Raw genomic sequence first — 21,144 nt, 5'->3', positions numbered from 1 at the left:
ATGGCGCGGGTCACCGGTATCGGCGGCCTGTTCTTCCGCGGACGCGATCCGCAAGCCCTCGCCGCCTGGTATGAGCGCCATCTCGGTATTTCAGATCTGAGCAAGACCGTATGGGCTCAGGATGCCGGGCCGACCATCTTCGGCCCGTTTGCGGCGAATACCGACTATTTCGGCCGAGCCGAGCAACAATGGATGGTCAATTTCCGCGTCGACGATCTCGATGCGATGATGGCGTCACTGCGCGCTGCGGGCATCGCCGTCGAGACCCGGCCGGAATGGGATTCCGAGGTCGGCCGCTTCTGCCGCATCCACGATCTTGAGGGCAATCCGATCGAGCTCTGGGAGCCCTCGACGATGGCGATCGAGGGACCGACCGCCTGATCGACTCTCAGCCAGTCAACTCCGCCAAAGCCGCCTCGCCGCCAACGCGGCTCCCCTGCGGCCAGGACCACCAATCGCCATCCGCCTGGATTGCCGCGTCGAGCAGGTCGCGATAGGCCTCGCGCGGAATCTCGCACGTACCGAACTGGGCGAGATGCGCGGTCTGGAACTGGGTGTCGAGCAGCTGGTAGCGCCCGCGCCGCAGCCGGGCGACAAGATGCACCAGCGCGACCTTCGAAGCATCGGTCTCGCGGTGGAACATGCTCTCGCCGAAAAAGGCGGCGCCGAGCGACAGCCCGTAGAGCCCGCCGACCAGCCTGCCCTCGCGCCAGCATTCGACGGTGTGGACATAGCCGAGATGGAAGAGCTCGCCATAGAGCCCCCGGATGCGGCCATTGATCCAGGTCTCGGCCCGGTCCGGCCGGCTTTCGGCGCAGGCTGCGATGACTCCCGCGAAATCCTGATCGACCCGGATTTCGAATCGATCGGAGCGGACAACGCGAGCCAGCCGGCTGGGCAGATGGAAGGCGTCGAGGGGAATGATGCCGCGGATTTCCGGCTCGACCCAGAACAGGGCGGGATCGTCGGCGCTTTCCGCCATCGGGAAGACACCGGCCGCATAGGCGCGCAGCAGGATTTCCGGCGTGATCGCCGGCGCGCGCGCAGGTGTGGAGCGGGCCTTCATGAGGCGATGGGAGCGCGGGTCGGCGGGCGTGTCAAACGGCTTCTGTCATAACGAGGAGGCGAAGCCGACAAAGTAATCCAGGAGCGACAGAGCGCTACCGCCTGGATTGCTTCGCTTCGCTCGCAATGACGCTATCCCTCGCCCGGCTCTTCCATGCCGCCATTGGCGAGGAATTTCTCCAGCCAATGGATGTTGTAGTCGCCGTTCAGTATGTCCGGGTTGCGCACCAGCGTGCGGAACAGCGGCAGCGTGGTATCGACGCCGTCGACGACGAATTCGTCGAGCGAACGGCGCAGGCGCATCAGGCATTCTGCCCGGTTGCGGCCGTGCACGATCAGCTTGCCGACCAGCGAGTCGTAGTGCGGCGGGATGACATAGCCCTGATAGGCCGCCGAATCGACCCGCACGCCGAGCCCGCCCGGCGTATGGAACGAGGCGATCTTGCCCGGTGAGGGCCGGAAGGTCGCGTGATGCTCGGCATTGACGCGGCATTCGATGGCATGCCCCTCGATGACGACGTCTTCTTGCCGGATCGAGAGCGGTGCGCCGGCGGCGATCCTGATCTGCTCGTTGACGAGGTCGATCCCGGTGATCATCTCGGTGACCGGATGCTCGACCTGGATGCGGGTGTTCATCTCGATGAAATAGAACTCGCCGTCCTCGTAGAGGAACTCGATCGTGCCGGCGCCGAGATAGCCCATATCGGCCATCGCCTTGGCGCAGACATTGCCGATCCGGTCGCGCTCGCCGGCATTGAGTGCAGGCGACGGCCCCTCCTCCCAGACCTTCTGGTGGCGGCGCTGCAGCGAGCAGTCGCGCTCGCCGAGATGGATTGCCCGGCCCTTGCCGTCACCGAGCACCTGGATCTCGATATGGCGCGGCTTTTCGAGATACTTCTCGATATAGACCGCATCGTCGCCGAAATTGGCCTTGGCCTCGGTGCGGGCCGTGGAGAGCGCGACGGAGACCTCGTCCTCACTGCGCACGACCTTCATGCCTTTGCCGCCGCCGCCGGAGGCCGCCTTGATGATGACCGGCAGGCCGATCTCGCGAATGATGCGCAGCGCCTCCTCGTCATCGGCGACGCCGCCCTCCGAGCCCGGCACGCAAGGGATGCCGAGGCGCTTGGCGGTGCGCTTGGCCTCGATCTTGTCGCCCATGCTGCGGATGTGCTCGGCCTTGGGGCCGATGAAGGCAATGTTGTGCCGCTCCAGAATCTCGGCGAAGCGGGCATTCTCGGAGAGGAAGCCGTAGCCGGGGTGGACGGCATCGGCCCCGGTGATCTCGCAGGCGGCGATCAGGGCCGGGATGTTGAGATAGCTCTCGCGTGCGGGCGGCGGGCCGATGCAGACGCTCTCGTCGGCGAGGCGCACATGCATGGCGTTGGCGTCGGCGGTGGAGTGGACCGCGACGGTCGCGATACCGAGCTCCTTGGCAGCGCGCAAAACCCGCAAGGCGATCTCGCCGCGATTGGCGATCAGGATCTTGTCGAACATCTTCAGCCCGCTCCCGCCCGGATGGATCCTCACTCGATCACCAGCAGGGGCTCGCCGTACTCGACCGGCTGGCCATCCTCGACGAAAATCGCGACGACCTTGCCGGCACGCGGGGCGACGATGTCGTTGAAGGTCTTCATCGCCTCGACGAGGAGGACGCGCTCGCCCGCCTTCACCTCCTGGCCGATCTCGATGAAGGGCTTGGCCTCGGGCGACGGCCGGCGATAGGCGGTGCCGACCATCGGCGAGTTGACCGTGCCGGGATGAGCAGCGGCGGCCTTGGCCTCAATCGGGGCGGCGGCTGGAGCCGCCGCAGGCGCCGCGGCGAAGACCGGTGCAGCCGCGACCGGCGCCATTACCGTTGCGGTGATGGTGCGGGCCACGCGGATGCGCAGATCGCCCTTCTGAACCTCGATCTCGGTCAGATCGGTCTCGTTGATCAGTTGCGCCATTTCGCGCACGAGTTCGGGATCGATGGGGCTCTTGGTCGCCATGGCGGATTTCACCGTCTTCGTGAGCTCGATGGGCGGGACGGCAAGGTCCCGAAGGAGATGCGCATATGCGAAGGAACGGCGCCGGATCAAGCCGACGGCCTCGCGATGTCGCGCGTCTTTACCCGGATTGGTGGGTCAGGAAAAGGGCGAAGGCGCCGAGCGGGCGCCTTGTCTATGCAAATCGCCGCCATTCCAGGAGCTGTTCCACAGGAATGACGGGCCGAAACACGGATTCAGGGGTTGCTGAGCCATCCATGGAGATGGCCCAGCGTTCAGCCGCTCAGCCGCTGCAGTTCGTCTTGCCGCATTTGCGGACGGCGTCGATCTTCTGCTTCAGCGCCGGGGCGCCGACAGCACCGAACACCACCTCGTCGCCGACGATGAAGGCCGGCGTGCCGGTCAGGCCGAGCCGGTCGCCGAGAGCAACCGTCTGCTCGATCACGGCGCGCGTCGCCGGAGCATCCATCTCCTTCTTGACGCGCTCGATGTCGGCACCCGTTTCCTTCGCGATCTCGAGCGCCTTGGCGCCGTTGATCCGGCCCTTCGTCGCCATCAGCTTGAGGTGGAACTCCCAGTATTTCGGGCCCTGGAGCTGGTTCTTCACCGCGATGGCGACGCGGCTCGCCTCGACCGAGTCCGGTCCGAGGATCGGGAAGTCCTTGATCACGACCTTGAGCTTGGGATCGTCCTTGGCGAGCACGCGGACGTCTTCCATCGCCCTTTTGCAGAAGCCGCAATTGTAATCCATGAACTCGACGAGGGTGACGTCGCCCTGCGGGTTGCCGGCGATCACCGAGGTCGCGGGATCGGTCAGGCTGGCCTTCTCGGCCGCGAGCGCATTGCGCTGCGCCTCGACCTGCGCGACCTGATTGCGCTTTTCGAGCTCGACCATCGCCTCCTGGATCAGCTCAGGATTCTTCAGCAGTGTCTCGCGGATCAGCTCGACCACCGCCTTGCGCTGGTCGGGCGACAGCGCCTGGGCCTGGGCCGGCACAGCGGCGGCGCCGAGCGCACAGGCGGCGATGCCGGCGAGAGCCAGGCGGCGCAGCGAAGAGAAGATCATAGCGGTCCTTTCAGGGCGCGACTCGGGCGCACTATCGTTGCTTGTCGGGAGAAACATACTCGACGATGTCGCGGGCGCGCAGTGCTCCAGGCGACCCCTGCGGCAATTTGGCCAGAGCCCAGCTCGCTCGCGGATGGGCGATGATCCGGTCGTCCTTGGCAAAACATGGGCGGCAAAGGCGAAAGCACTGCACGATCTCGCGATTCTTGTCCTCCACGAGCGCGGCAGCGTCAATTCACAGCTTTGCCAGCGGGGTGACCCGGCGTTCCTGCAACAGGATCGTGATCTTGCCATGGCAAAGCGCGAAAAGGCTTGTCGCGCCCGCAAGGCAGGGCAACAGATAACGCGCAACTGCAAGAGGCTGCCATGTCGAAGCTGCTGATCCCTGTCCTCGCCCTCGGGCTAGCCCTGTCGCTCTTTGCGACCGCGACCCCCGCGGCGGCCCAGAGCTGCGAGGACCTCTGGTACCAGCGCAACGAGATCTACAAGGCACAGGGCTATTGCTTCCGCACGCAGCGCGGCATCAGCGCCTTCGGCAATGCCGGTTGCCAGTACGACAATGTCGAGGACGTGCCGCTCTCGGCGACCCAGCGCCGCGTCGTCGCCGACATCCAGCGCGCCGAGCGCACGAGCCGCTGCCCGCGCTGAGGCGGATGTTCGTTTTCGCCCCGTCATTCCGGTGCCGCTACCGCGGCTTGCCTGGGATGACGGAGCGTTTCGAAGCCGCTAGCTTGCCGCCTGAAACCGCACCTCGCCCTCGTTCAGGAAGCAGGTCTTGCTGAACAGCGAGAGATCCAGCGGATTCGGCAGGCGGATGTCGCGGAGGTCCGGGCAGGGCTTGATCGCCGGTTCGTAGGAACGATCGATCTGCGAGATGAAGGCCAGGATCAGGCCCCTCTCCTGCGCGAACACCTTCAGATCACGGATCTGGACCATCAGCTCTGGATTGCCGCGCTTCTGGTCGAGCAATTGCAAATAGTCGACGATCGCCAGTGTGCCCCGTGGCGCTTCGGCAAGTGAGCGCATGATGTGATCAGCGCTGATAGCGTCCGAATCGTCGAAGCCGAACAGGGCCTCGAACTGCGCGGGATCTGCGCCGAGCGCCCGAAAGCGATCCACTACATTCTTGGCCGTGTATTCCAACGTGAAGAACACTGCGCGATGGCTAGCCTTCATCGCCTCTATGGCAAGCTTGAGACCAAGCAGCGTCTTGCCGTGCCCCGGCCGCGCGCCGATCAGCAGCAAATCTCCGGGCACCAGGCGGGCGAACAGCTCATCGGCCGAAAGCGAGCCGGCCGATTTGGCCGCGAGCAGGCTCCAGGCGCCGAAACCTTCGCTGATGGCGACGCGGTCGAGCGCGAGATGGAGCGGGATGTCGTCCTTGCGCGCCAATTCCTTGGCCTTGCGCTTCAGGCGATAGACGGGTGCCGAAAGCTTCATCGATGGACCTCCTGATGCGAGCTGTGTCCGCAATCCCTCCTTATGCGCAGCGCTCGAACAGTCGGTTCGACGGTGAGACACCCTGCACGGCAGCGTGCTTCCCGGTTGGAGGGAGGAGGCGCGGGCAGCGCCAGAATCACAGCATAACCGATGCCTTTCGTGTCGTCGCCTCATGCCGATCCCAGTTGAAGCTGCGCAGATGATCGACGAGGGCTCGCAGCTTCGGAGCGGCGGCGCGCCGGCTGGGATAATAGAGATAGAAGCCCGCGAAATACGGGCAGAACTCCTGCAGCAGCGGCTCCAGCTCACCGCGCGCGATCGCCGGGCGGAAGCTCTCTTCCATGCCGAAGGTAATACCGGCGCCCGCCATCGCGAGCTTGATCATCAGCGCCATGTCGTTGGTGGTGATCTCCGGCGCGACGGCGACGCTGAACTCCTTGCCGTTCTCTGCGAACTCCCAGCGATAAGGCACGAGCTTGGGCCCCGGCCGCCAGCCGATGCAGCGATGCGTGGCCAGCTCCCGAGGATGGGCCGGCAAGCCGAAGCGCTCGCGATAAGCCGGTGCGCAAACGACTAGCTGGCGCTCCTCGCCGCCGATCACGACGGCGATCATGTCCTGCTCGATGACCTCGCCCAGCCTGACGCCGGCATCGTAGCCGGCGGCGACGATGTCGAACTCCTCGTCGGTGACGGTGATATCGAGCTCGACCTCGGGGTTGGCTGCCGCAAAGCCGGCGAGGAACGGCCCCGACAGGAAGCGCTCGGCGATCGACGACACCGCGAGGCGCAAGCGCCCGCGCGCACCGGCGCGTAGATCACGCGTCGCCTCGACGGCGGCGCGCAAATCGGACAATGCGGGGCCGAGATCGGCGAGAAGCCGCTCGCCCGCCTCGGTCAGGCTGACGCTGCGCGTCGTGCGCTGGATCAGCGCGATGCCGAGCCGCTCCTCCAGCTTCCTGATCGTCTGGCTCACCGCCGAGCGCGTGACGCCGACACGGTCGGCCGCGCCGCGAAAGCTCCTCTCCTCGGCCACGAGCGCGAAGACGGCAAGCGCGTTGAGGTCCATCTCCATTGGTTAGAAAAACTCTCCAGGCTGGGAAGAAATCGGCGGCTTATCGCGACAATGGCCTGCTCATAGCTTTCGGGCAACCGCAGCACAGCGGTTTCACCGAACATCCAGACGGAGATCGACATGCCCCTCGACAAGGTCGTCCTCATCACCGGCGCCTCCAGCGGGATCGGCGCCGGCATCGCCCGCGAACTCGCGGCCGCCGGAGCGAAACTGATGCTCGGCGCACGCCGCACCGAGCGCCTCGACGCGCTCGCCGAAGAGCTCAGCGCAAAAGGCGGCGACGTCCGCACCCGGCGGCTCGACGTCACCGATCGCGCCGATATCGCCGCCTTCGCCGAGGCGGCGCGCGAGGCCTTCGGCCGCGTCGACGTCATCGTCAACAATGCCGGCGTGATGTCGCTCTCGCCGATGGCTTCGCTCAAGGTCGACGAGTGGGACCGGATGATCGACGTCAACATCAAGGGCGTGCTCTACGGCATCGCCGCCGTGCTGGCACAGATGCTGGCGCGCGGCTCGGGCCAGATCGTCAACATCGCCTCGATCGGCGCCCTCTCGGTGTCGCCGACCGCGGCCGTCTACTGCGCGACGAAATACGCCGTGCGCGCCATCTCGGACGGGTTGCGCCAGGAGCACTCTGACCTGCGTGTCACCTGCATCCACCCCGGCGTGGTCGAGAGCGAGCTTGCCGAGACCATCACCGATCCGGCAGCGGCCGAGCTGATGAAGAGCTACCGCGCCATCGCACTCCAACCCGATGCGATCGGCCGTGCCGTGCGCTTCGCGATCGAGCAGCCGGACGATGTCGACGTCAACGAGATCGTCGTCCGCCCCACCGCCACCCGCTGAGGAGGAGAACGCCATGACCATGTCCATGCAGTCTCCGCTGCGCGCCGCAGCCACAGCCTTCGCCATCGCGGTGATGCCCGCACCTACCACCGCCGAAACGAGCGAGGAGCGGCGCAAGCGCGGCGAGGCCGTCGTCCGCAGCCTGAACAATGGCGTGCCCCAGCCGGCTCTGGAACGCATGCGGCAGGAATTCCCCTTCCTCGCCGATGCGACCGAGGCCTATGCGCTCGGCGATGTCTGGTCGCGGCCCGGCCTCGACAGCCGGACGCGCCAGCTCGCCGCTGTGGCTGCCTTTGCGGCAACCGGCCAGACCGCCTTCATGAAGGTCCATGCCGGCTACGCCCTCAATATCGGTGTGTCCGAGGGAGAGCTGAAGGAGATCGTCTACCTGATCACCGTACCAGCCGGCATCTCGCGGGCGATCGCGGCCTCCCAGGCACTCTCGGAGCTCTTCGCCGAGCGACGCAAGCAATGAGGGGAATGATCATGACCCCCTTGCTCGTGAACGTCCTGCTGCTGCTAGCCGCCAGCGTCGGCCTTGCCACCACGACCATCCCAAACGGACCTGAAGGATCGACCCGCATGATGATTACCCAGGCAGCCGCTGCCGAGAGACACCCCTATGTCGGCATGTGGGTCACCGCCGACGGCAATGTCCGGCACAACCTCCTGCCGAACGACCGCTATGACGAGGCACGCGGCAATCGCGAGAGCGCCTATCGCGGCCGCTACAAGGTCACCGGCAGCTATATCGAGTACTGGGATGACACCGGCTTCACCGCCGACGGGACCTTCGTCGACGCCGATACGCTGCATCATGGCGGCATGATCCTGCGCCGCCGCCCCTGACATGAGGTGTCGGAGCCACCGCGCATTTGCTGTGGATGCGGCAACCGGCAGCACCTGCGCGCTCGCGCCCGCATGCTAGACCACCCCGCTCGCTCGCCCCGCTCCGGGTCGAGCGAGCGGGGACTGAAGGCGACACGCTGGCAGCCATGAAGACTGGCATCGATATGGGGTCGACGCGTGGCGGCGAGCCCGCCGAGCTCGACCTCGCCGAACTGCTGGCGACGCGGCTCCTGGTCCAGGGCAATTCCGGCTCGGGCAAGTCGCACCTGCTGCGCCGCCTGCTCGAGCAGAGCGCCCCGCTGGTCCAGCAGGCGATCATCGACCCCGAGGGCGACTTCGTCTCGCTCGCCGACCAGTTCGGCCATGTCGTGGTCGATGGCACCGCCAGTCCGGTCGAACTGCAGAAGATCGCGCTGCGCGTGCGTCAGCACCGCGTCTCGGTGGTGCTCAATCTCGAAGAGCTCGACGCCGACGAGCAGTTGCGCGCCACCGCCGCCTTCCTCGGCGGGCTCTTCGATATCGACCGCGCCCATTGGTACCCGATGCTGGTCGTGGTCGACGAAGCCCAGCTCTTCGCGCCGGTGATGGCGGGTGAGGCCTCGGACGAGGCTCGGCGCCAGTCGCTCGGCGCGATGACGAACCTGATGTGCCGCGGCCGCAAGCGCGGACTAGCCGGCGTGATCGCGACGCAGCGCCTCGCCAAACTCGCCAAGAACGTCGCGGCGGAAGCCTCCAACTTCCTGATGGGCCGTACCTTCCTCGACATCGACATGCAGCGCGCTGCCGACCTGCTCGGCATGGACCGGCGCCAGGCCGAGATGTTCCGCGATCTCGAACGCGGCCAGTTCGTCGCGCTCGGGCCGGCCCTATCGAAGAAGCCGCTGCCGGTGAGAATCGGCCCGGTCGCCTCGGTCGATCGCGGCGGGGCACCCAGCCTGATGCCGCTGCCCGAGCAGGCTCCGGAAGACGCCAGCAAGCTGATCTTCACCGCAGGCGACGGCGAGGTCGCGCCCGCGCCCTGGCCGAAGCAGCCGCGCCCGCGGCCAGCGGTGGCGCCCGAGATCATCCGCCGGATCGAGACCCACCAGCCGGTGCCGCCACCCGAGCCCGAGATCGAGATGGACCCGGCCGAACGCGCGGCGGCGTTGGTCGAGATCCTGAACGAGCTGCTCGACGATCCCGAAGCGCGCGACCGCCCGGTCGCCGTGCTCTACCAGGATTTCACGGTGCGCTGTCGGATGCGCCGCGTCAGCGGCCCGGAGACCGGGCTGGACGCGTTCCGCAAGCGCCTTGCCGTCGCCCGCGCCGGAGCAAGCGAAGCGGTATTGTCGTCGGAAGCCTGGGAGAAGGCGCTGACGGCGGCCGAGAGCCTGCCGGAGGACCTGCACGGTCTTTTCCTGTTCATCGCCCGCAGCGCGATCGAGGGAGCGCCCTGCCCGTCCGATGCCGAGCTGGCCGAGGCCTATGGCAGCCATTCGCCGAGCCGGGCACGGCGCCTGATCGGCTATATCGAGGAGCGCGGCCTCCTCGTCTGCCATGTCGATTTCCGCGGCCAGCGCACGCTTGCCTTGCCGACGCTGGGCGTCGAGACAGCGCCGGGCCTGGCATCGCCGCTGGTCAAGGGCCTGCCGCCGCGCCGGGCTCGGGGATGAGCACCACCGTCTTTCCGGGGCGGCCTGCAAGGCCGAGCCCGGAACCCATATCCGCAGGTCGCGACAGAGGGGCACGGTCCAGAGCGTCTTTTGAGGCTCAGTGTTCATGGATTCCGGGCTCGCCGCTTCGCGGCGCCCCGGAAAGACGGCGAGGCTCAATGCCCCTTGCTGGTGCCGCCGAGGGTCATCCGATCGACCCAGGCGATGCCGAGCGCCGAGACGATGAAGATGGTGTGGATCAACGTCTGCAGCAGCACGCCCGTGGTCGTGTAGTTCGTCGCCGTCGGTCCGCCGATATTGCCGGCTTCGATGAAGGTCCGCAGCAGATGGATCGACGAGATGCCGATGATCGCCATGGCGAGCTTGATCTTGAGCACCGAGGCGTTGACGTGGCTGAGCCATTCCGGCTGGTCGGGGTGATTCTGCAGCCGCAGGCGCGAAACGAAGGTCTCGTAGCCGCCGACGATCACCATGATCAGCAGATTGGAGATCATCACCACGTCGATCAGGCCGAGCACGACCAGCATGATCTGCTGCTCGCTGAAATTAAAGGCATGGGTGACGAGGTGCCAGAGCTCCTTGAGGAACAGGAAGACGTAGACGCACTGCGCCACGATCAGGCCGAGATAGAGCGGCACCTGCAGCCAGCGCGAGGCGAAGATCACCGTCGGCAGCGGCTTCAGCGGCCCGTTGGCGGGAAGGTCGGATGGATCAGCAGCGGCCATAGGGCTCCCAGTCGGGTTGGTACATGCGTCAAGGGTTAGCCAGATGGGACCGAAAACGGCGTCATGCAACCCGGAACGCGCCTCCTGCCTGAGGAATTTGTTGAAATTTCGCCGTGTTTTGCGTCTACTTCCGACGCTGAGGTCACAGCTTCGGGCGTTATCGCTAAGCGCGCCCGGCAAATCCTCCCACCCGGGAGGGAAAAGGAGTTCGAGATGATCAGGACGACGATGATCGCCGCCGCGCTTGCGGGCGGTTTCGCCCTCGCGACGCCGGCCGCCGCCGCGCCGCTTGCGCCTGCTGCGGCGGCGGTTGCCACCGCCGGCACGACCAATCTCGTCGAGCAGGTGCAGTATCGCCGCTATTACGGGCCGCGGTACGGCTATCGCGGCGGCTATTATGGGCGGGGCTATCGCTACAACCGCGGCGCGGCCGTCGGCGCCGGTATCGCGGCCGGAGCGCTCGGCGCTCTCGCCGCCGGCGCCTTGCTCGCGCCCGGCCCGGTCTATGCCGCCCCGCCGCCGCCGGTCTATGTCGCCCCTGCGCCCGTCTACGCCGCACCGGATGGCGACGCGATCGCCTATTGCTCGCGCCGCTTCCGCACCTACGATCCCGAGACCGGCACCTATATCGCCTCGGGCGGCGTGGTCCGCGCTTGCCCGTAATCCCGGGCACTGTCGCAAGCTGAGTTCGTCGAACCTCCCGGCTCCGGCCGGGAGGTTTTTTGTGGCATCTGCTGACTTGCATTGACGGCCCGGGCGTCTCTTATGCTCGGCAAGTCTGACTGAGGAGCCGGCCCCGTGCGCATCGCTACCTGGAACGTCAATTCGATCCGCCAGCGGCTGACCCATGTCCTCGCCTTCCTCAAGGAGGCCGAGCCCGACGCGCTCTGCCTGCAGGAGCTGAAATGCGTCGATGCCGATTTCCCCCGCGCCGAGATCGAGGAAGCCGGCTGGCAGGTCGCGATCCATGGCCAGAAGGGCTTCAACGGCGTCGCCATCATTTCGCGCAGCAGGCTCGAGGATGTCCGACGCGGCCTTCCCGGTGACGACGGCGACGAGCAGGCACGCTATTTGGAAGGCGTGCTGCCGCATGGCGATGGCGTGGTGCGGCTGGCCTCGATCTATTTGCCGAACGGCAATCCGCCGAACACCGAAAAATACCCCTACAAGCTCGCCTGGATGGAACGGCTCGCAGTGCACGCCAAGGGGTTGCTCGCCCATGAGGAGCCGCTGGTGCTCGCCGGCGACTACAATGTCATTCCCGAGCCGCGCGACGCGCGCGATCCCGCCGCCTGGACCGGCGATGCGCTGTTCTTGCCGCCGACGCGCACCGCCTTCCGCAAGCTGCAGAGCCTTGGCTTCACCGAAGCGCTGCGCGCCACCACCGACGCACCCGGCCTCTACACCTTCTGGGATTATCAGGCCGGCGCCTGGCAGCGGAACAACGGCATCCGCATCGACCATCTCCTGCTCTCGCCGCAGGCCGCCGACAAGCTCGGCGCCGTCTCGATCGCCAAGCATGTCCGCGGCTGGGACAAGGCGTCGGACCATGTGCCGGTGCTGATCGAGCTGAACTGAACATGCTGAAGGTCATTGCCCAGGACTTCATCAAGCTCGATAGCGTCGAGCTGGTGAAGCCACTCTATCAGGAGCTGGTCGAGAAGACGCGGGCTGAGCCGCTCTGCCTCGCCTATGATCTCTTCGTCGACCAGAAGGATCCCGGCCACTTCGTCTTCGTCGAGCAATGGCCGGACCGGGCGGCACTGGACGCACATTGCCGGAGCGAGCATTTCACCCGGCTGGTGCCGCTGATCAACCAGCACCAGCGGCATGATTGCATCGTCACGCTGATGGATGCATTCGCAGCTTAAGCAAAAGTGGCTTTGGGCGACGCGGCTATTGCGGCGAGCCTCGCTTGATACCGTCCTTGATGAAGACCCGGAATGGCGTCGTGCCGCTGGCACTGCCATCGGCCGAGCGCCACTGGCCCTTGCTGCAAAGCACACCGCCCTGCATCTCAGTCGCCTCGAATTCGATCAGGTTGTTATAGGTGGTCCCGTTCGGCTCGACGGCGCGGAACTTTGTCGTGCATTTGCCGCCGGAGACCACAGGATCATAGTCATGGATCATGATCCCGCCGCCGCCCGTGCTCGGAAACGGGTTGGTCAGCGGGGACCAGTCGCCAAAATTCTCCTGGGCGCCGGCGCCATGGATGGCGAGTGCGGCGCAGGCGGCAATAAAGCTGAAGAATGCGGCGTCGCGCATGGCGAAGACTCCGAGGTCCGATACCTCGGCTACGTAGCCCTGCTGAACTTGGATGCAGTCGCGCACGCATCGGACCGAAAAGTGGAATCCACTTTTCGGAAGAATCCGATGCTAAAACGATGTGATAGATCATCGTGATCGCGCCCATTCGGGCGCGCGATGATCTAGCGCCGCTCGGCGCGGCCGTGCTGGCGCTCGACCAGTGCCAATGCCGCCGTCCGGTCGTTTGCGCTCGCACTGGCGAAGGCGGCGTCGTAGCGCTCGACGATCCAGGTCTCACGCGTGGCATCGGCGCCCTCACGGGCCAGCGCCAGCCACATCAGTCCGATGATCGGGTGCCGCGGCACGCCATCCCCGCCACGCAGCAGCATGTCGCCGAAGACGGCACGTGCCGGGGCATGGCCCTTCTCGGCCGCGAGCTTCATCCAGCGCGCCGCCTGGCGCGGATCGCGCGAAACGCCGGTTCCGTTGAGATAGAGCCGGGCGAGATTGTACTGGCCGTCCGGGTCGCCGAAATAGGAGGCGGCGTAATGGAACATGTCGAAGGCGCGATCGGGATTGGGCTTCACATAGGTGCCCTTGATCCCGTCGAGGAAATAGCCGCCGAGCGCGACGAAGGCGGCCGCGACGATGCGCCCGTCAGAGGTGCCGGGCACCTCATCGGCATTCTCGTCCGCGATCTTCGAGAAATACTCGAAGGCCTTGAGATCGTTGGTAGGCACGCCATCGCCGCTGGCATAGACGCGGCCGAGCTTGAACTGGGCGGCAAGATGGCCCTGCGCCGCCGCGTATTCGAGCGCCTTGACCGCGCCGGCCTGATCGCCGGCGGTCGAATCGCGCATCCAGGCCTTCAGCGCGTCGCGGGCGCTGCTGAACGGAGCGATCGGCAGCGCCGTATGAGCAGCGGGCCCGCTCGGCGCGGGCGCGATCACGCCGCGACCGGGAGCGAGTGGTGCAGGTGCAGCGAGATCCTGCGACTCCGGCTCCGGCAGGGCGATACCCGGAATCGGGCGCGGCGGCACCGGCATGCGCCCCGCGGACGCGTCCTGCGCCCAGACTGCCTGCTGGCAGCCCAGAGCGAGCAACGCTCCTGCAATAATGGCGTCAGATATCCGCATAGCACTGTGTCTCGGCTGCGCCTCCCGGATGGGTGACGGCGCCGCCCTTGGCGGAACCGACCGTCTGCGCGTATTTCCAAAGGGCGCCCGACCGGTAGTCCGTCTGGCGCGGCGTCCAGGCCTTACGACGCTCCTCAAGTTCGGCATCAGAAAGGCGGACTGCGAGCTTTCCTGTGATGGCGTCGAGCTCGATGATGTCGCCGTCGCGGAGCAGGCCGATCGGCCCGCCGACGGCAGCTTCGGGGCCGACATGGCCGACGCAGAAGCCGCGGGTGGCGCCCGAGAAGCGGCCATCGGTGATGAGCGCCACCTTGTCGCCCATGCCCTGGCCGTAGAGCGCCGCCGTGGTCGACAGCATCTCCCGCATGCCAGGGCCGCCCTTCGGCCCCTCATAGCGGATGACCAGCACGTCGCCGACCTGGTATTCGCGGTTAGAGACGGCCTTGAAGGCGTCCTCCTCGCAGTCGAAGCAGCGCGCCGGGCCGGTAAAGACGAGGCTTTCGACCGGCATGCCGGCGATCTTCACGATCGCGCCCTCGGGCGCGAGATTGCCCTCGAGGCCAACGACGCCACCGGTCTGCGTGATCGGCTTGTTCGCCGGATAGACCACGTCCTGCTGGTCGTTCCATTTCACGCTGGCGAGGTTCTCGGCGATGGTGCGGCCGGTCACCGTCATGCAGTCGCCATGGAGGTAGCCGTGGTCGAGCAGCGTCTTCATCAGCAGCGGAATGCCGCCGACCTCGAACATATCCTTGGCGACGTATTTCCCGCCCGGCTTCAGATCGGCAACGTAAGGCGTCTTCTTGAAGATCTCGGCGACGGCGAAGAGGTCGAAGTCGATGCCGCATTCATGCGCGATCGCCGGCAGGTGCAGCGCCGCATTGGTCGAGCCGCCCGAAGCCGCGACGACCATCGCCGCATTCTCCAGCGCCTTGCGGGTGACGATGTCGCGCGGCCGGATGTTCCGGGCGATCAGCTCCATCACCATCTCGCCGGCGGTGTAGCAGAAGGTGTCGCGCACATCATAAGGCGCCGGCGCGCCGCAGCTATAGGGCAGCGCCAGGCCGATCGCCTCGGCGACGGTCGCCATGGTGTTGGCGGTGAACTGGGCGCCGCACGAGCCGGAGGACGGGCACGCGACCTCCTCGAGCTCCTTGAGATCCTCGTCCGACATCGCGCCGACCGAGTGCTTGCCGACAGCCTCGAACACGTCCTGGACGGTGACCGGGCGGCCCTTGAAGTTGCCGGGCAGGATCGAGCCGCCATAAATGAAGATCGACGGCACGTTGAGGCGTACCATCGCCATCATCATGCCGGGCAGAGATTTGTCGCAGCCGGCAAGGCCGACCAGCGCGTCATAGCAATGGCCGCGCATGGTGAGCTCGACCGAGTCGGCGATCACTTCACGCGAGGCCAGCGACGACTTCATGCCCTGGTGGCCCATGGCGATGCCGTCGGTCACGGTGATCGTGCAGAACTCGCGCGGCGTGCCGGCGGCCGAGGCGACGCCCTTCTTCACAGCCTGAGCCTGGCGCATCAGGGCGATATTGCAGGGAGCGGCTTCGTTCCAGCAGGAGGCGACGCCGACGAAGGGCTGCGCGATCTGCTTCGCGGTCATGCCCATCGCGTAATAGTAGGAGCGATGTGGCGCGCGAGCCGGCCCGACACTGACATGCCGGCTGGGCAACTTCGACTTATCGAAAACGCGCGCGTCCATTCAAACTCTGTCCCGCCACCCCACCTGGCGGGCGCCAGATGTGCACGCCGTTGCCCGCTGGTGCAATCATCTGCCCCGAGGCGGCATGCGAAGCATTTTTCTGCTCCGCACCCTGCCTGATGGGGCTTAATTCTTCCGTATCTCAGATAGTTACCGAAATTCAGCGCTGAGGCCGCTTTGTGGCGGCTTCGCGGCAATCATGGCGACCTGCCGACGCTACGCTGCAATAGCTGCCGATGTTGTAGAAATGTCACGAATTTTAGCGATCGCAGCGCGAGACATACCGCCACTTGCCGCAACCCAGGCGCGTATTGGCCGGGCGCCTTTGGTTCACGATCCTGGCATCATCTAGATATCCGACGGAGCATTTGGACTGGACAAGTTTGTCACGCCCAGGCTGAGCGCTCATCGCGGGCAGCGCACGGTGTCTTCCAACTCTTTGGAGTCTTACGACTTTTGAAGCGCCCAACCGGTGGCTCCCCGCAGTCGCACGACGCGCTCGGCATTCATCAGTTTAGAATTTGTATAATCAGAATGCAGTTTAGAATACCTATAACACATTGAAACAAAAGGGATATTCCTTGACCGCCCTCGCCGCTCGAACTACCGCTCCCTCCAGCATGGCCGATTTCAGAGCCCCCGCCCGAAGGAGCGAGACATGACCATCCGAACCGCGCTTGCCGCGACAGCCCTGGCCTCCTGCCTGCTGGCCGCCCCTGCCCTTGCGCAGAGCGTCAACCTCTACACGACGCGCGAGCCGGCTTTGCTCAACCCGGTCATCGAGGCCTTCACCAAAGACACCGGCATCAAGGTCAATGCGGTCTTCCTGAAGGACGGCCTGCAGCAGCGCGTTCAGGCCGAGGGCGCCAACAGCCCGGCGGACGTGATGCTTGTGGTCGACGTCGGCGAGATCCAGGCCGTCGCCGATGCGGGGATCACGCAGCCAGTACAGTCGGCGTTGGTCGACAAGACGGTTCCCGCTGCCCTGCGCGGCGCCGGCAACAGCTGGGTTTCGCTGACCCAGCGCGCCCGTATCATCGTCGTCTCCAAGGAACGCGTGAAGCAGGACGCGATCAGCTATGATGAGCTCGCCGATCCCAAGTGGAAGGGCAAGTTCTGCATCCGCGCTGGTCAGCATCCCTACAACAACGCCTTCTTCGCCGCCTATCTCGCCCGCAATGGCGCGCAGAAGACGGAAGACTTCCTCAAGGCGATCAAGGCCAACACCGCCCGCAAGCCCGGCGGCGGCGACCGCGACGTCGCCCGCGACATCCTCTCGGGCCAGTGCGACATCGCCATCATCAACACCTACTATATCGGGCTGATGAGCAAGGCGACGAACGAGCAGAAGGGCTGGTACGACGCGATCAAGCCGCTCAAGACCACTTTCGCCGGCGGTGGCACCCATGTGAACGTCTCGGCCGCGGCGATCGCCAAGAACGCGCCGAACAAGGAGAACGCCGTCAAGCTGATCGAGTACATGCTTGGCGAGAAGGCGCAGACCCTCTATGCCGACGGCAATTTCGAGTACCCGGTCAATCCCGACGTCAAGGAAGCCGCGGCGGTCAAGCTGCTCGGCGCGCTGACGCCCGACACGACCCCGCTCGGCGACGTCGCCAAGAACCGCAAGGCCGCCTCCGAGCTCGTCGACAAGGTCGGCTTCGACAATTGAGCCTGAACGCATCCGCGACATCTGCAGAACGGCCGCCAGCAACCCGCTGGCGGCCGTCGACGCGTCTACTCTATGTCACAGCGGCTGCAGCCGGCTTGGTCGCGCTGCCGGTGCTGGCGCTCGCCTTCACCGCCCTGTCACGCGAGGCGCTGACGGTGTGGCCGCATCTGACCGCCAACGTGCTGCCGGTCGCGCTCTGGAACACGGCCCTGCTGCTCGCCGGTATCGCCCTGTTCTGTGGAGTCGTCGGAACCGGTGCTGCCTGGCTGGTGACGCAATACGAGTTCCCGGGCCGCCGCAGTCTGGAATGGCTGCTCGTGCTGCCGCTGGCGCTGCCGACCTACATCACCGCCTATGTCTACGTCGAAATCCTCGGTTTCCAGGGGCCGTTCCAAAGCGCGCTCAGGGCGCTCACCGGTTGGCGCTCGCTACGCGACTACTGGTTCCCCGACCCGCGCAACCTGCCAGGCGCAATCCTGATCCTCGGACTCGTGCTCTACCCTTATGTCTATCTCAGCGTGCGCGCGCTTTTTGCCATGCAGAGCGCCGCGCTGATCGAATCCGCCCGCACGCTCGGGACCAGGCGCTGGCCGCTGTTCTGGCGCATCGGCCTGCCGATGGCCCGCCCCGCCCTCGCCGCCGGCCTGACGCTCGCTCTGCTCGAGACCCTGAACGATATCGGCGCCAGCGAATATCTCGGCGTCCGCTCGCTGACCATCTCGGTCTACACCACCTGGATCAATCGCGGCTCGCTGGCGGGCGCTACCCAGATCGCCTGCGTGATGCTGCTCGTCGTGGTTGGGCTGATGGTCGCCGAGGCGCGCACGCGCGGGGCGCGGCGCTTCACCTTGCCAGTGAAACGGCCGCGGCCGGTCGGGCGCATCCGGCTTGCGGGCGCCCGTGCCTGGGCAGCGGCAGTTGCCTGCTTCCTGCCGGCGCTGTTCGGCGCTGTGCTGCCACTCTTCTATCTGCTCGGCGAATTGTGGCGTCGCGACCTCTTTGCCCAGGCCGATGCGGCGCTCTGGCGGGCGCTCGCCAACACCGTCGCGATCTCGGCGCTTTCGGCCGTGCTGATCGTCGCAATCGGCCTCGGCATCGCCGCGGCGCTGCGGCTCGGGCGGGAGCGCGCCCTGCCGACGCTCGCCCGCATCGCCTCGCTCGGTTACGCCTTGCCGGGAACGGTGCTGGCGCTCGGCCTGCTGGTGCCGCTCGCAGCCTTCGACAATGTCGTCGCCGATGCGAGCCGCGCACTTTTTGGCGCGAGCCCTGGCCTGCTGCTGCTCGGTTCCGGTACGGCGCTGGTCATTGCCTATCTCGTCCGCTTCCTGACCATCGCGGTGAATGGCGTCGAGAGTGGCTATGCCCGCATCTCGCCCCGCATCGACGACGCGGCCCGTTCGCTCGGCGCGAACAGGCACGAGCTCTTGCACCGGCTGCACTGGCCACTCATGCGCCCGGCCATCGCCGCCGCCGCCCTTCTCGTCTTCGTCGACTGCATGAAGGAGCTGCCGGCGACGCTGCTGCTGCGGCCGCTGAACTTCGACACTCTGGCCACGCTGGTCTACGGCCACGCCGCCCGCGGCGTTTTCGAGGACGGCGCCCTGGCAGCCTTGCTGATCGTTGCGATCGGCATCTACCCGGCACTCAGGCTGGCCCGGGCCGGCGAACAGCGGCCGGAATCGCGGGAGAATTGAATTGTTTTCCCCGGCTTTGCGATCTTCGCCCGGGGGGTTGAACTCGACATTCGTGAATCGGAGGGCTAAACCCTTGCCGCGCGACATATATCGGCCGCCTCAAGCCGATTCGGCCGCGATATCAAGTTGCCTGACGACGACACCTCCGCCGTCGGGCCGATGAAGGCCAAACGCCAGGCCATGTCACGACGCACACTCTTCCTCGGCCTCGCCGCCGCTGTGTTGCTGCTCGTCCTCGGGCTGCGGCCGTGGAATCTTGCGCTGTCGCATGTCGAGCGTTCCGTCGTTGCCGGCATCGAGGCCCGGACCGGCCTCAAGGTGACGGCGCTGCGCCGCGCCGAGATCGCCTTTCTGCCCCTGCCCCGGATAAGTCTGTCGGATGTGAGTTTCGTCGATCCGGAGGGCGTGTTGTCCGGCAAGGCGGCGCGCCTGCGCGCCCGGGCCCGGCTGCTCTCGCTGATCGGCGGCCAGCTCGATTTCGACCGCATCGACCTCGTCGCCCCCGAGCTCCATCTCGCTGTCGCGGATACCGGCGGCAGCTATGCCGAGTGGCAGAACCGAGCTCTCGGTTATCTCACCCGTCTCGAAAGCCAGACCCGGCTCGTCCTGACCTCCGGTAGCGTCATGGTCCGTGCTGGGGAAACGGTCCTGACCACGCTGCGCGACGTCAATGTGATGATCGACGAGCGGACTGCCGAGGCACCGGTCACCCTCGCCGGCTCCTTCACCTGGCGCGGCGAAGCCACCAAGGTCGACCTGCTCTGGCCGGTGGCAGGCGAACGGGCACGCACTGCCTTCTCGCTCGGCTCGCGCTTGATGAGCCTGCGGTTCAACGGCACGCGCTCGGCCGCGCAGGGCGTCACCAATGGCCAGATCGAGTTCAGCACGAAATCGCTCCCGGACGCCCTGGCCTGGATCGGCCCGCGCCCGCGTATCGCCTCCCTGGTTCGCCAGATCGAGCTGACCGCTCAGGCCCAGCTCAATCAGGACAGCGCCTCGCTCGACTCGGTCGTCGCGACTGTCGACGGCGACCAACTCGAAGGCGCGCTCAAGCTCGACGGCTCGATGCCGAACTGGGCGCTTTCCGGGACGCTTGCCGGGGCCGAGTTCGACCTCGGGCGCCTGCTCCAGCAGGCTGGGTTGCCGGCGCCCGCCGGAGGCGCCGAGGCAGGCAACGCACCACTCGAATTCGACGGCTGGACGACCAACGACATCGACCTGCGCCTGTCGCTCGATTCCGCCCGGATCGGCACCGCCCGTGTCCGCGATCTCGCGGCGCAGCTGCTGATCCGAAAGGGCCGGTTCGAGGCTTCGCTTCTGCGCGCGGCCGCCTATGGCGGCTCGGCGCGCGCGCGCATCCTCGCTACACCGGTTGCGGCCGGCGCTGACGTCAAGCTGCAGCTCGGGCTGGAGAAGGTGAACCTGGCGCTTGTGGCCGACGATCTGCCGGAACTCGCCCGTCTCAGCGGCACCGCGACCGGGCAGCTCGCCTTCGACGGTATCGGAAGCAGCCTTGACCAGGTGGTGAGTTCGCTGACCGGCCGGGCCAACCTGACAATCAGGCAGGGCGAATTCCGTGGCATCGCCTTCCCCGATTTGCTGCGCAAGGCCGAGAAGCCGCCGGCTTCCGCCCGCGATTGGCGCCAGGGCAAGAGCGCCTTCGAAACCCTGCAGCTGGCCGCGCTCGCCAATCTCGGCGTGCTCTACCTCACCGACACCCAGCTCTCGGGCTCCGGCTACAATGTCGTCCTGAACGGGACTGCCGATCTCAGCCGGCGTTGGCTCAATCTCAACGGTGCTCTGAATTCGACCACGACCTCGACGCGCGTGCCCTTCGAAGTCCGCGGTCCGTTCTTCGGTGCGGCCTTCACACCCGAGATCGACGCGACGCTGAGGACGCTGGGACCGGCGATCCCACTGCTGCGCTGACCAGCCCGCTCATCCGATAACCGGAGGCATTCCCGCGCAGTGGCGT

General features: G+C 66.3%; 22 protein-coding genes. 12 read left to right on the top strand and 10 right to left on the bottom strand.

What is annotated here, in order from left to right; all coding sequences use genetic code 11:
• Complete coding sequence (locus BLM15_RS04800; RefSeq protein WP_126110859.1) at positions 1-381, top strand: VOC family protein; 381 nt, start codon at positions 1-3, stop codon at positions 379-381.
• A 7-nt stretch (positions 382-388) separates the two neighbouring features.
• On the opposite strand, the gene aat is transcribed toward BLM15_RS04800, so the two are convergent.
• The 4 genes from aat to BLM15_RS04780 form a co-directional block, all read right to left on the bottom strand.
• Positions 389-1,066 carry a leucyl/phenylalanyl-tRNA--protein transferase gene (aat, locus tag BLM15_RS04795; protein WP_126110857.1) on the bottom strand — a complete coding sequence of 226 codons (678 nt, stop codon included), beginning with the start codon at positions 1,064-1,066 and terminating at the stop codon, positions 389-391.
• Between the two features lie 131 nt (positions 1,067-1,197).
• Positions 1,198-2,562, bottom strand: a complete 1,365-nt coding sequence (gene accC / locus BLM15_RS04790; RefSeq protein ID WP_126110855.1) for an acetyl-CoA carboxylase biotin carboxylase subunit — start codon at positions 2,560-2,562, stop codon at positions 1,198-1,200.
• 29 nt (positions 2,563-2,591) lie between these two features.
• Positions 2,592-3,056, bottom strand: a complete 465-nt coding sequence (gene accB, locus BLM15_RS04785; RefSeq protein ID WP_126110853.1) for an acetyl-CoA carboxylase biotin carboxyl carrier protein — start codon at positions 3,054-3,056, stop codon at positions 2,592-2,594.
• A 280-nt stretch (positions 3,057-3,336) separates the two neighbouring features.
• Positions 3,337-4,119 carry a DsbA family protein gene (locus BLM15_RS04780; RefSeq protein ID WP_126110851.1) on the bottom strand — a complete coding sequence of 261 codons (783 nt, stop codon included), beginning with the start codon at positions 4,117-4,119 and terminating at the stop codon, positions 3,337-3,339.
• A gap of 366 nt (positions 4,120-4,485) precedes the next feature.
• Between BLM15_RS04780 and BLM15_RS04775 the strand changes: the two genes are divergently transcribed.
• Positions 4,486-4,767, top strand: coding sequence for a YARHG domain-containing protein (locus BLM15_RS04775; protein ID WP_126110849.1), 282 nt, complete (start codon positions 4,486-4,488; stop codon positions 4,765-4,767).
• 78 nt (positions 4,768-4,845) lie between these two features.
• Here the strand turns inward: BLM15_RS04775 and BLM15_RS04770 are convergent, their stop codons facing one another.
• A complete protein-coding gene (locus BLM15_RS04770) occupies positions 4,846-5,559 on the bottom strand; it encodes a DNA helicase (RefSeq protein WP_126110847.1) in 714 nt (237 codons plus the stop codon).
• A 136-nt stretch (positions 5,560-5,695) separates the two neighbouring features.
• A complete protein-coding gene (locus tag BLM15_RS04765) occupies positions 5,696-6,631 on the bottom strand; it encodes a LysR family transcriptional regulator (protein ID WP_126110845.1) in 936 nt (311 codons plus the stop codon).
• Positions 6,632-6,751: 120 nt separating this feature from the next.
• Between BLM15_RS04765 and BLM15_RS04760 the strand changes: the two genes are divergently transcribed.
• The 4 genes from BLM15_RS04760 (at position 6,752) to BLM15_RS04745 (ending at position 9,978) form a co-directional block, all read left to right on the top strand.
• The gene (locus BLM15_RS04760) at positions 6,752-7,477 is read left to right on the top strand and encodes an SDR family oxidoreductase (protein ID WP_126110843.1); all 726 of its coding nucleotides are present in this window, start codon (positions 6,752-6,754) and stop codon (positions 7,475-7,477) included.
• 13 nt (positions 7,478-7,490) lie between these two features.
• Positions 7,491-7,952: a carboxymuconolactone decarboxylase family protein gene (locus BLM15_RS04755; RefSeq protein ID WP_126110840.1), complete on the top strand. Its 462-nt coding sequence runs from the start codon at positions 7,491-7,493 to the stop codon at positions 7,950-7,952.
• Between the two features lie 11 nt (positions 7,953-7,963).
• Positions 7,964-8,326, top strand: a complete 363-nt coding sequence (locus BLM15_RS04750) for an Atu4866 domain-containing protein (protein ID WP_206438606.1) — start codon at positions 7,964-7,966, stop codon at positions 8,324-8,326.
• Between the two features lie 146 nt (positions 8,327-8,472).
• Positions 8,473-9,978 (top strand): helicase HerA domain-containing protein, encoded by a 1,506-nt coding sequence (locus tag BLM15_RS04745; protein WP_126110836.1) that lies wholly within the window; start codon positions 8,473-8,475, stop codon positions 9,976-9,978.
• 155 nt (positions 9,979-10,133) lie between these two features.
• Here the strand turns inward: BLM15_RS04745 and BLM15_RS04740 are convergent, their stop codons facing one another.
• The gene (locus BLM15_RS04740; protein WP_126110834.1) at positions 10,134-10,703 is read right to left on the bottom strand and encodes a TIGR00645 family protein; all 570 of its coding nucleotides are present in this window, start codon (positions 10,701-10,703) and stop codon (positions 10,134-10,136) included.
• Positions 10,704-10,916: 213 nt separating this feature from the next.
• Here BLM15_RS04740 and BLM15_RS04735 point away from each other — a divergent pair, with 213 nt between their 5' ends.
• From BLM15_RS04735 to BLM15_RS04725, 3 genes are all read left to right on the top strand, one after another.
• The gene (locus BLM15_RS04735) at positions 10,917-11,366 is read left to right on the top strand and encodes a BA14K family protein (protein WP_126110832.1); all 450 of its coding nucleotides are present in this window, start codon (positions 10,917-10,919) and stop codon (positions 11,364-11,366) included.
• Between the two features lie 135 nt (positions 11,367-11,501).
• Positions 11,502-12,281, top strand: a complete 780-nt coding sequence (xth, locus tag BLM15_RS04730; protein WP_126110830.1) for an exodeoxyribonuclease III — start codon at positions 11,502-11,504, stop codon at positions 12,279-12,281.
• A gap of 2 nt (positions 12,282-12,283) precedes the next feature.
• Positions 12,284-12,574 (top strand): putative quinol monooxygenase, encoded by a 291-nt coding sequence (locus BLM15_RS04725; protein ID WP_126110828.1) that lies wholly within the window; start codon positions 12,284-12,286, stop codon positions 12,572-12,574.
• Between the two features lie 25 nt (positions 12,575-12,599).
• Here the strand turns inward: BLM15_RS04725 and BLM15_RS04720 are convergent, their stop codons facing one another.
• The 3 genes from BLM15_RS04720 to ilvD form a co-directional block, all read right to left on the bottom strand.
• Entirely contained in the window at positions 12,600-12,968 is a 369-nt protein-coding gene (locus tag BLM15_RS04720; protein WP_126110826.1) for a hypothetical protein, read from the bottom strand.
• 164 nt (positions 12,969-13,132) lie between these two features.
• A complete protein-coding gene (locus BLM15_RS04715; RefSeq protein ID WP_126110824.1) occupies positions 13,133-13,996 on the bottom strand; it encodes a tetratricopeptide repeat protein in 864 nt (287 codons plus the stop codon).
• Positions 13,997-14,072: 76 nt separating this feature from the next.
• Positions 14,073-15,803: a dihydroxy-acid dehydratase gene (gene ilvD / locus BLM15_RS04710; protein WP_126110822.1), complete on the bottom strand. Its 1,731-nt coding sequence runs from the start codon at positions 15,801-15,803 to the stop codon at positions 14,073-14,075.
• 658 nt (positions 15,804-16,461) lie between these two features.
• Between ilvD and BLM15_RS04705 the strand changes: the two genes are divergently transcribed.
• The 3 genes from BLM15_RS04705 (at position 16,462) to BLM15_RS04695 (ending at position 21,098) form a co-directional block, all read left to right on the top strand.
• Positions 16,462-17,475, top strand: a complete 1,014-nt coding sequence (locus BLM15_RS04705; RefSeq protein WP_126110820.1) for an extracellular solute-binding protein — start codon at positions 16,462-16,464, stop codon at positions 17,473-17,475.
• Positions 17,476-17,570: 95 nt separating this feature from the next.
• On the top strand, positions 17,571-19,169 hold the full coding sequence (locus BLM15_RS04700; protein WP_236846569.1) for an ABC transporter permease: 1,599 nt from the start codon (positions 17,571-17,573) through the stop codon (positions 19,167-19,169).
• Positions 19,170-19,295: 126 nt separating this feature from the next.
• The gene (locus tag BLM15_RS04695) at positions 19,296-21,098 is read left to right on the top strand and encodes an AsmA family protein (RefSeq protein WP_126110818.1); all 1,803 of its coding nucleotides are present in this window, start codon (positions 19,296-19,298) and stop codon (positions 21,096-21,098) included.
• Positions 21,099-21,144 lie beyond the last annotated feature (46 nt).

Source organism: Bosea sp. Tri-49 (assembly GCF_003952665.1).
GTDB lineage: Bacteria > Pseudomonadota > Alphaproteobacteria > Rhizobiales > Beijerinckiaceae > Allobosea.
Note: the sequence above shows the minus strand (reverse complement) of the source record. Positions and strands in the feature narration are given on the sequence as shown.

Excerpts from the sequence above, each read along its gene's own strand:
- accC (WP_126110855.1), bottom strand. The coding sequence starts at position 2,562 with ATGTTCGACAAGATCCTGATCGCCAATCGCGGCGAGATCGCCTTGCGG.
- BLM15_RS04780 (WP_126110851.1), bottom strand. The coding sequence starts at position 4,119 with ATGATCTTCTCTTCGCTGCGCCGCCTGGCTCTCGCCGGCATCGCCGCC.
- BLM15_RS04765 (WP_126110845.1), bottom strand. The coding sequence starts at position 6,631 with ATGGAGATGGACCTCAACGCGCTTGCCGTCTTCGCGCTCGTGGCCGAG.
- BLM15_RS04800 (WP_126110859.1), top strand. The coding sequence starts at position 1 with ATGGCGCGGGTCACCGGTATCGGCGGCCTGTTCTTCCGCGGACGCGAT.
- aat (WP_126110857.1), bottom strand. The coding sequence starts at position 1,066 with ATGAAGGCCCGCTCCACACCTGCGCGCGCGCCGGCGATCACGCCGGAA.
- BLM15_RS04745 (WP_126110836.1), top strand. The coding sequence starts at position 8,473 with ATGAAGACTGGCATCGATATGGGGTCGACGCGTGGCGGCGAGCCCGCC.
- BLM15_RS04715 (WP_126110824.1), bottom strand. The coding sequence starts at position 13,996 with ATGCCGGTGCCGCCGCGCCCGATTCCGGGTATCGCCCTGCCGGAGCCG.
- BLM15_RS04725 (WP_126110828.1), top strand. The coding sequence starts at position 12,284 with ATGCTGAAGGTCATTGCCCAGGACTTCATCAAGCTCGATAGCGTCGAG.
- accB (WP_126110853.1), bottom strand. The coding sequence starts at position 3,056 with ATGGCGACCAAGAGCCCCATCGATCCCGAACTCGTGCGCGAAATGGCG.
- BLM15_RS04735 (WP_126110832.1), top strand. The coding sequence starts at position 10,917 with ATGATCAGGACGACGATGATCGCCGCCGCGCTTGCGGGCGGTTTCGCC.
- BLM15_RS04760 (WP_126110843.1), top strand. The coding sequence starts at position 6,752 with ATGCCCCTCGACAAGGTCGTCCTCATCACCGGCGCCTCCAGCGGGATC.
- BLM15_RS04750 (WP_206438606.1), top strand. The coding sequence starts at position 7,964 with ATGACCCCCTTGCTCGTGAACGTCCTGCTGCTGCTAGCCGCCAGCGTC.
- ilvD (WP_126110822.1), bottom strand. The coding sequence starts at position 15,803 with ATGGACGCGCGCGTTTTCGATAAGTCGAAGTTGCCCAGCCGGCATGTC.
- BLM15_RS04705 (WP_126110820.1), top strand. The coding sequence starts at position 16,462 with ATGACCATCCGAACCGCGCTTGCCGCGACAGCCCTGGCCTCCTGCCTG.
- BLM15_RS04775 (WP_126110849.1), top strand. The coding sequence starts at position 4,486 with ATGTCGAAGCTGCTGATCCCTGTCCTCGCCCTCGGGCTAGCCCTGTCG.
- BLM15_RS04755 (WP_126110840.1), top strand. The coding sequence starts at position 7,491 with ATGACCATGTCCATGCAGTCTCCGCTGCGCGCCGCAGCCACAGCCTTC.
- BLM15_RS04740 (WP_126110834.1), bottom strand. The coding sequence starts at position 10,703 with ATGGCCGCTGCTGATCCATCCGACCTTCCCGCCAACGGGCCGCTGAAG.
- BLM15_RS04720 (WP_126110826.1), bottom strand. The coding sequence starts at position 12,968 with ATGCGCGACGCCGCATTCTTCAGCTTTATTGCCGCCTGCGCCGCACTC.
- BLM15_RS04770 (WP_126110847.1), bottom strand. The coding sequence starts at position 5,559 with ATGAAGCTTTCGGCACCCGTCTATCGCCTGAAGCGCAAGGCCAAGGAA.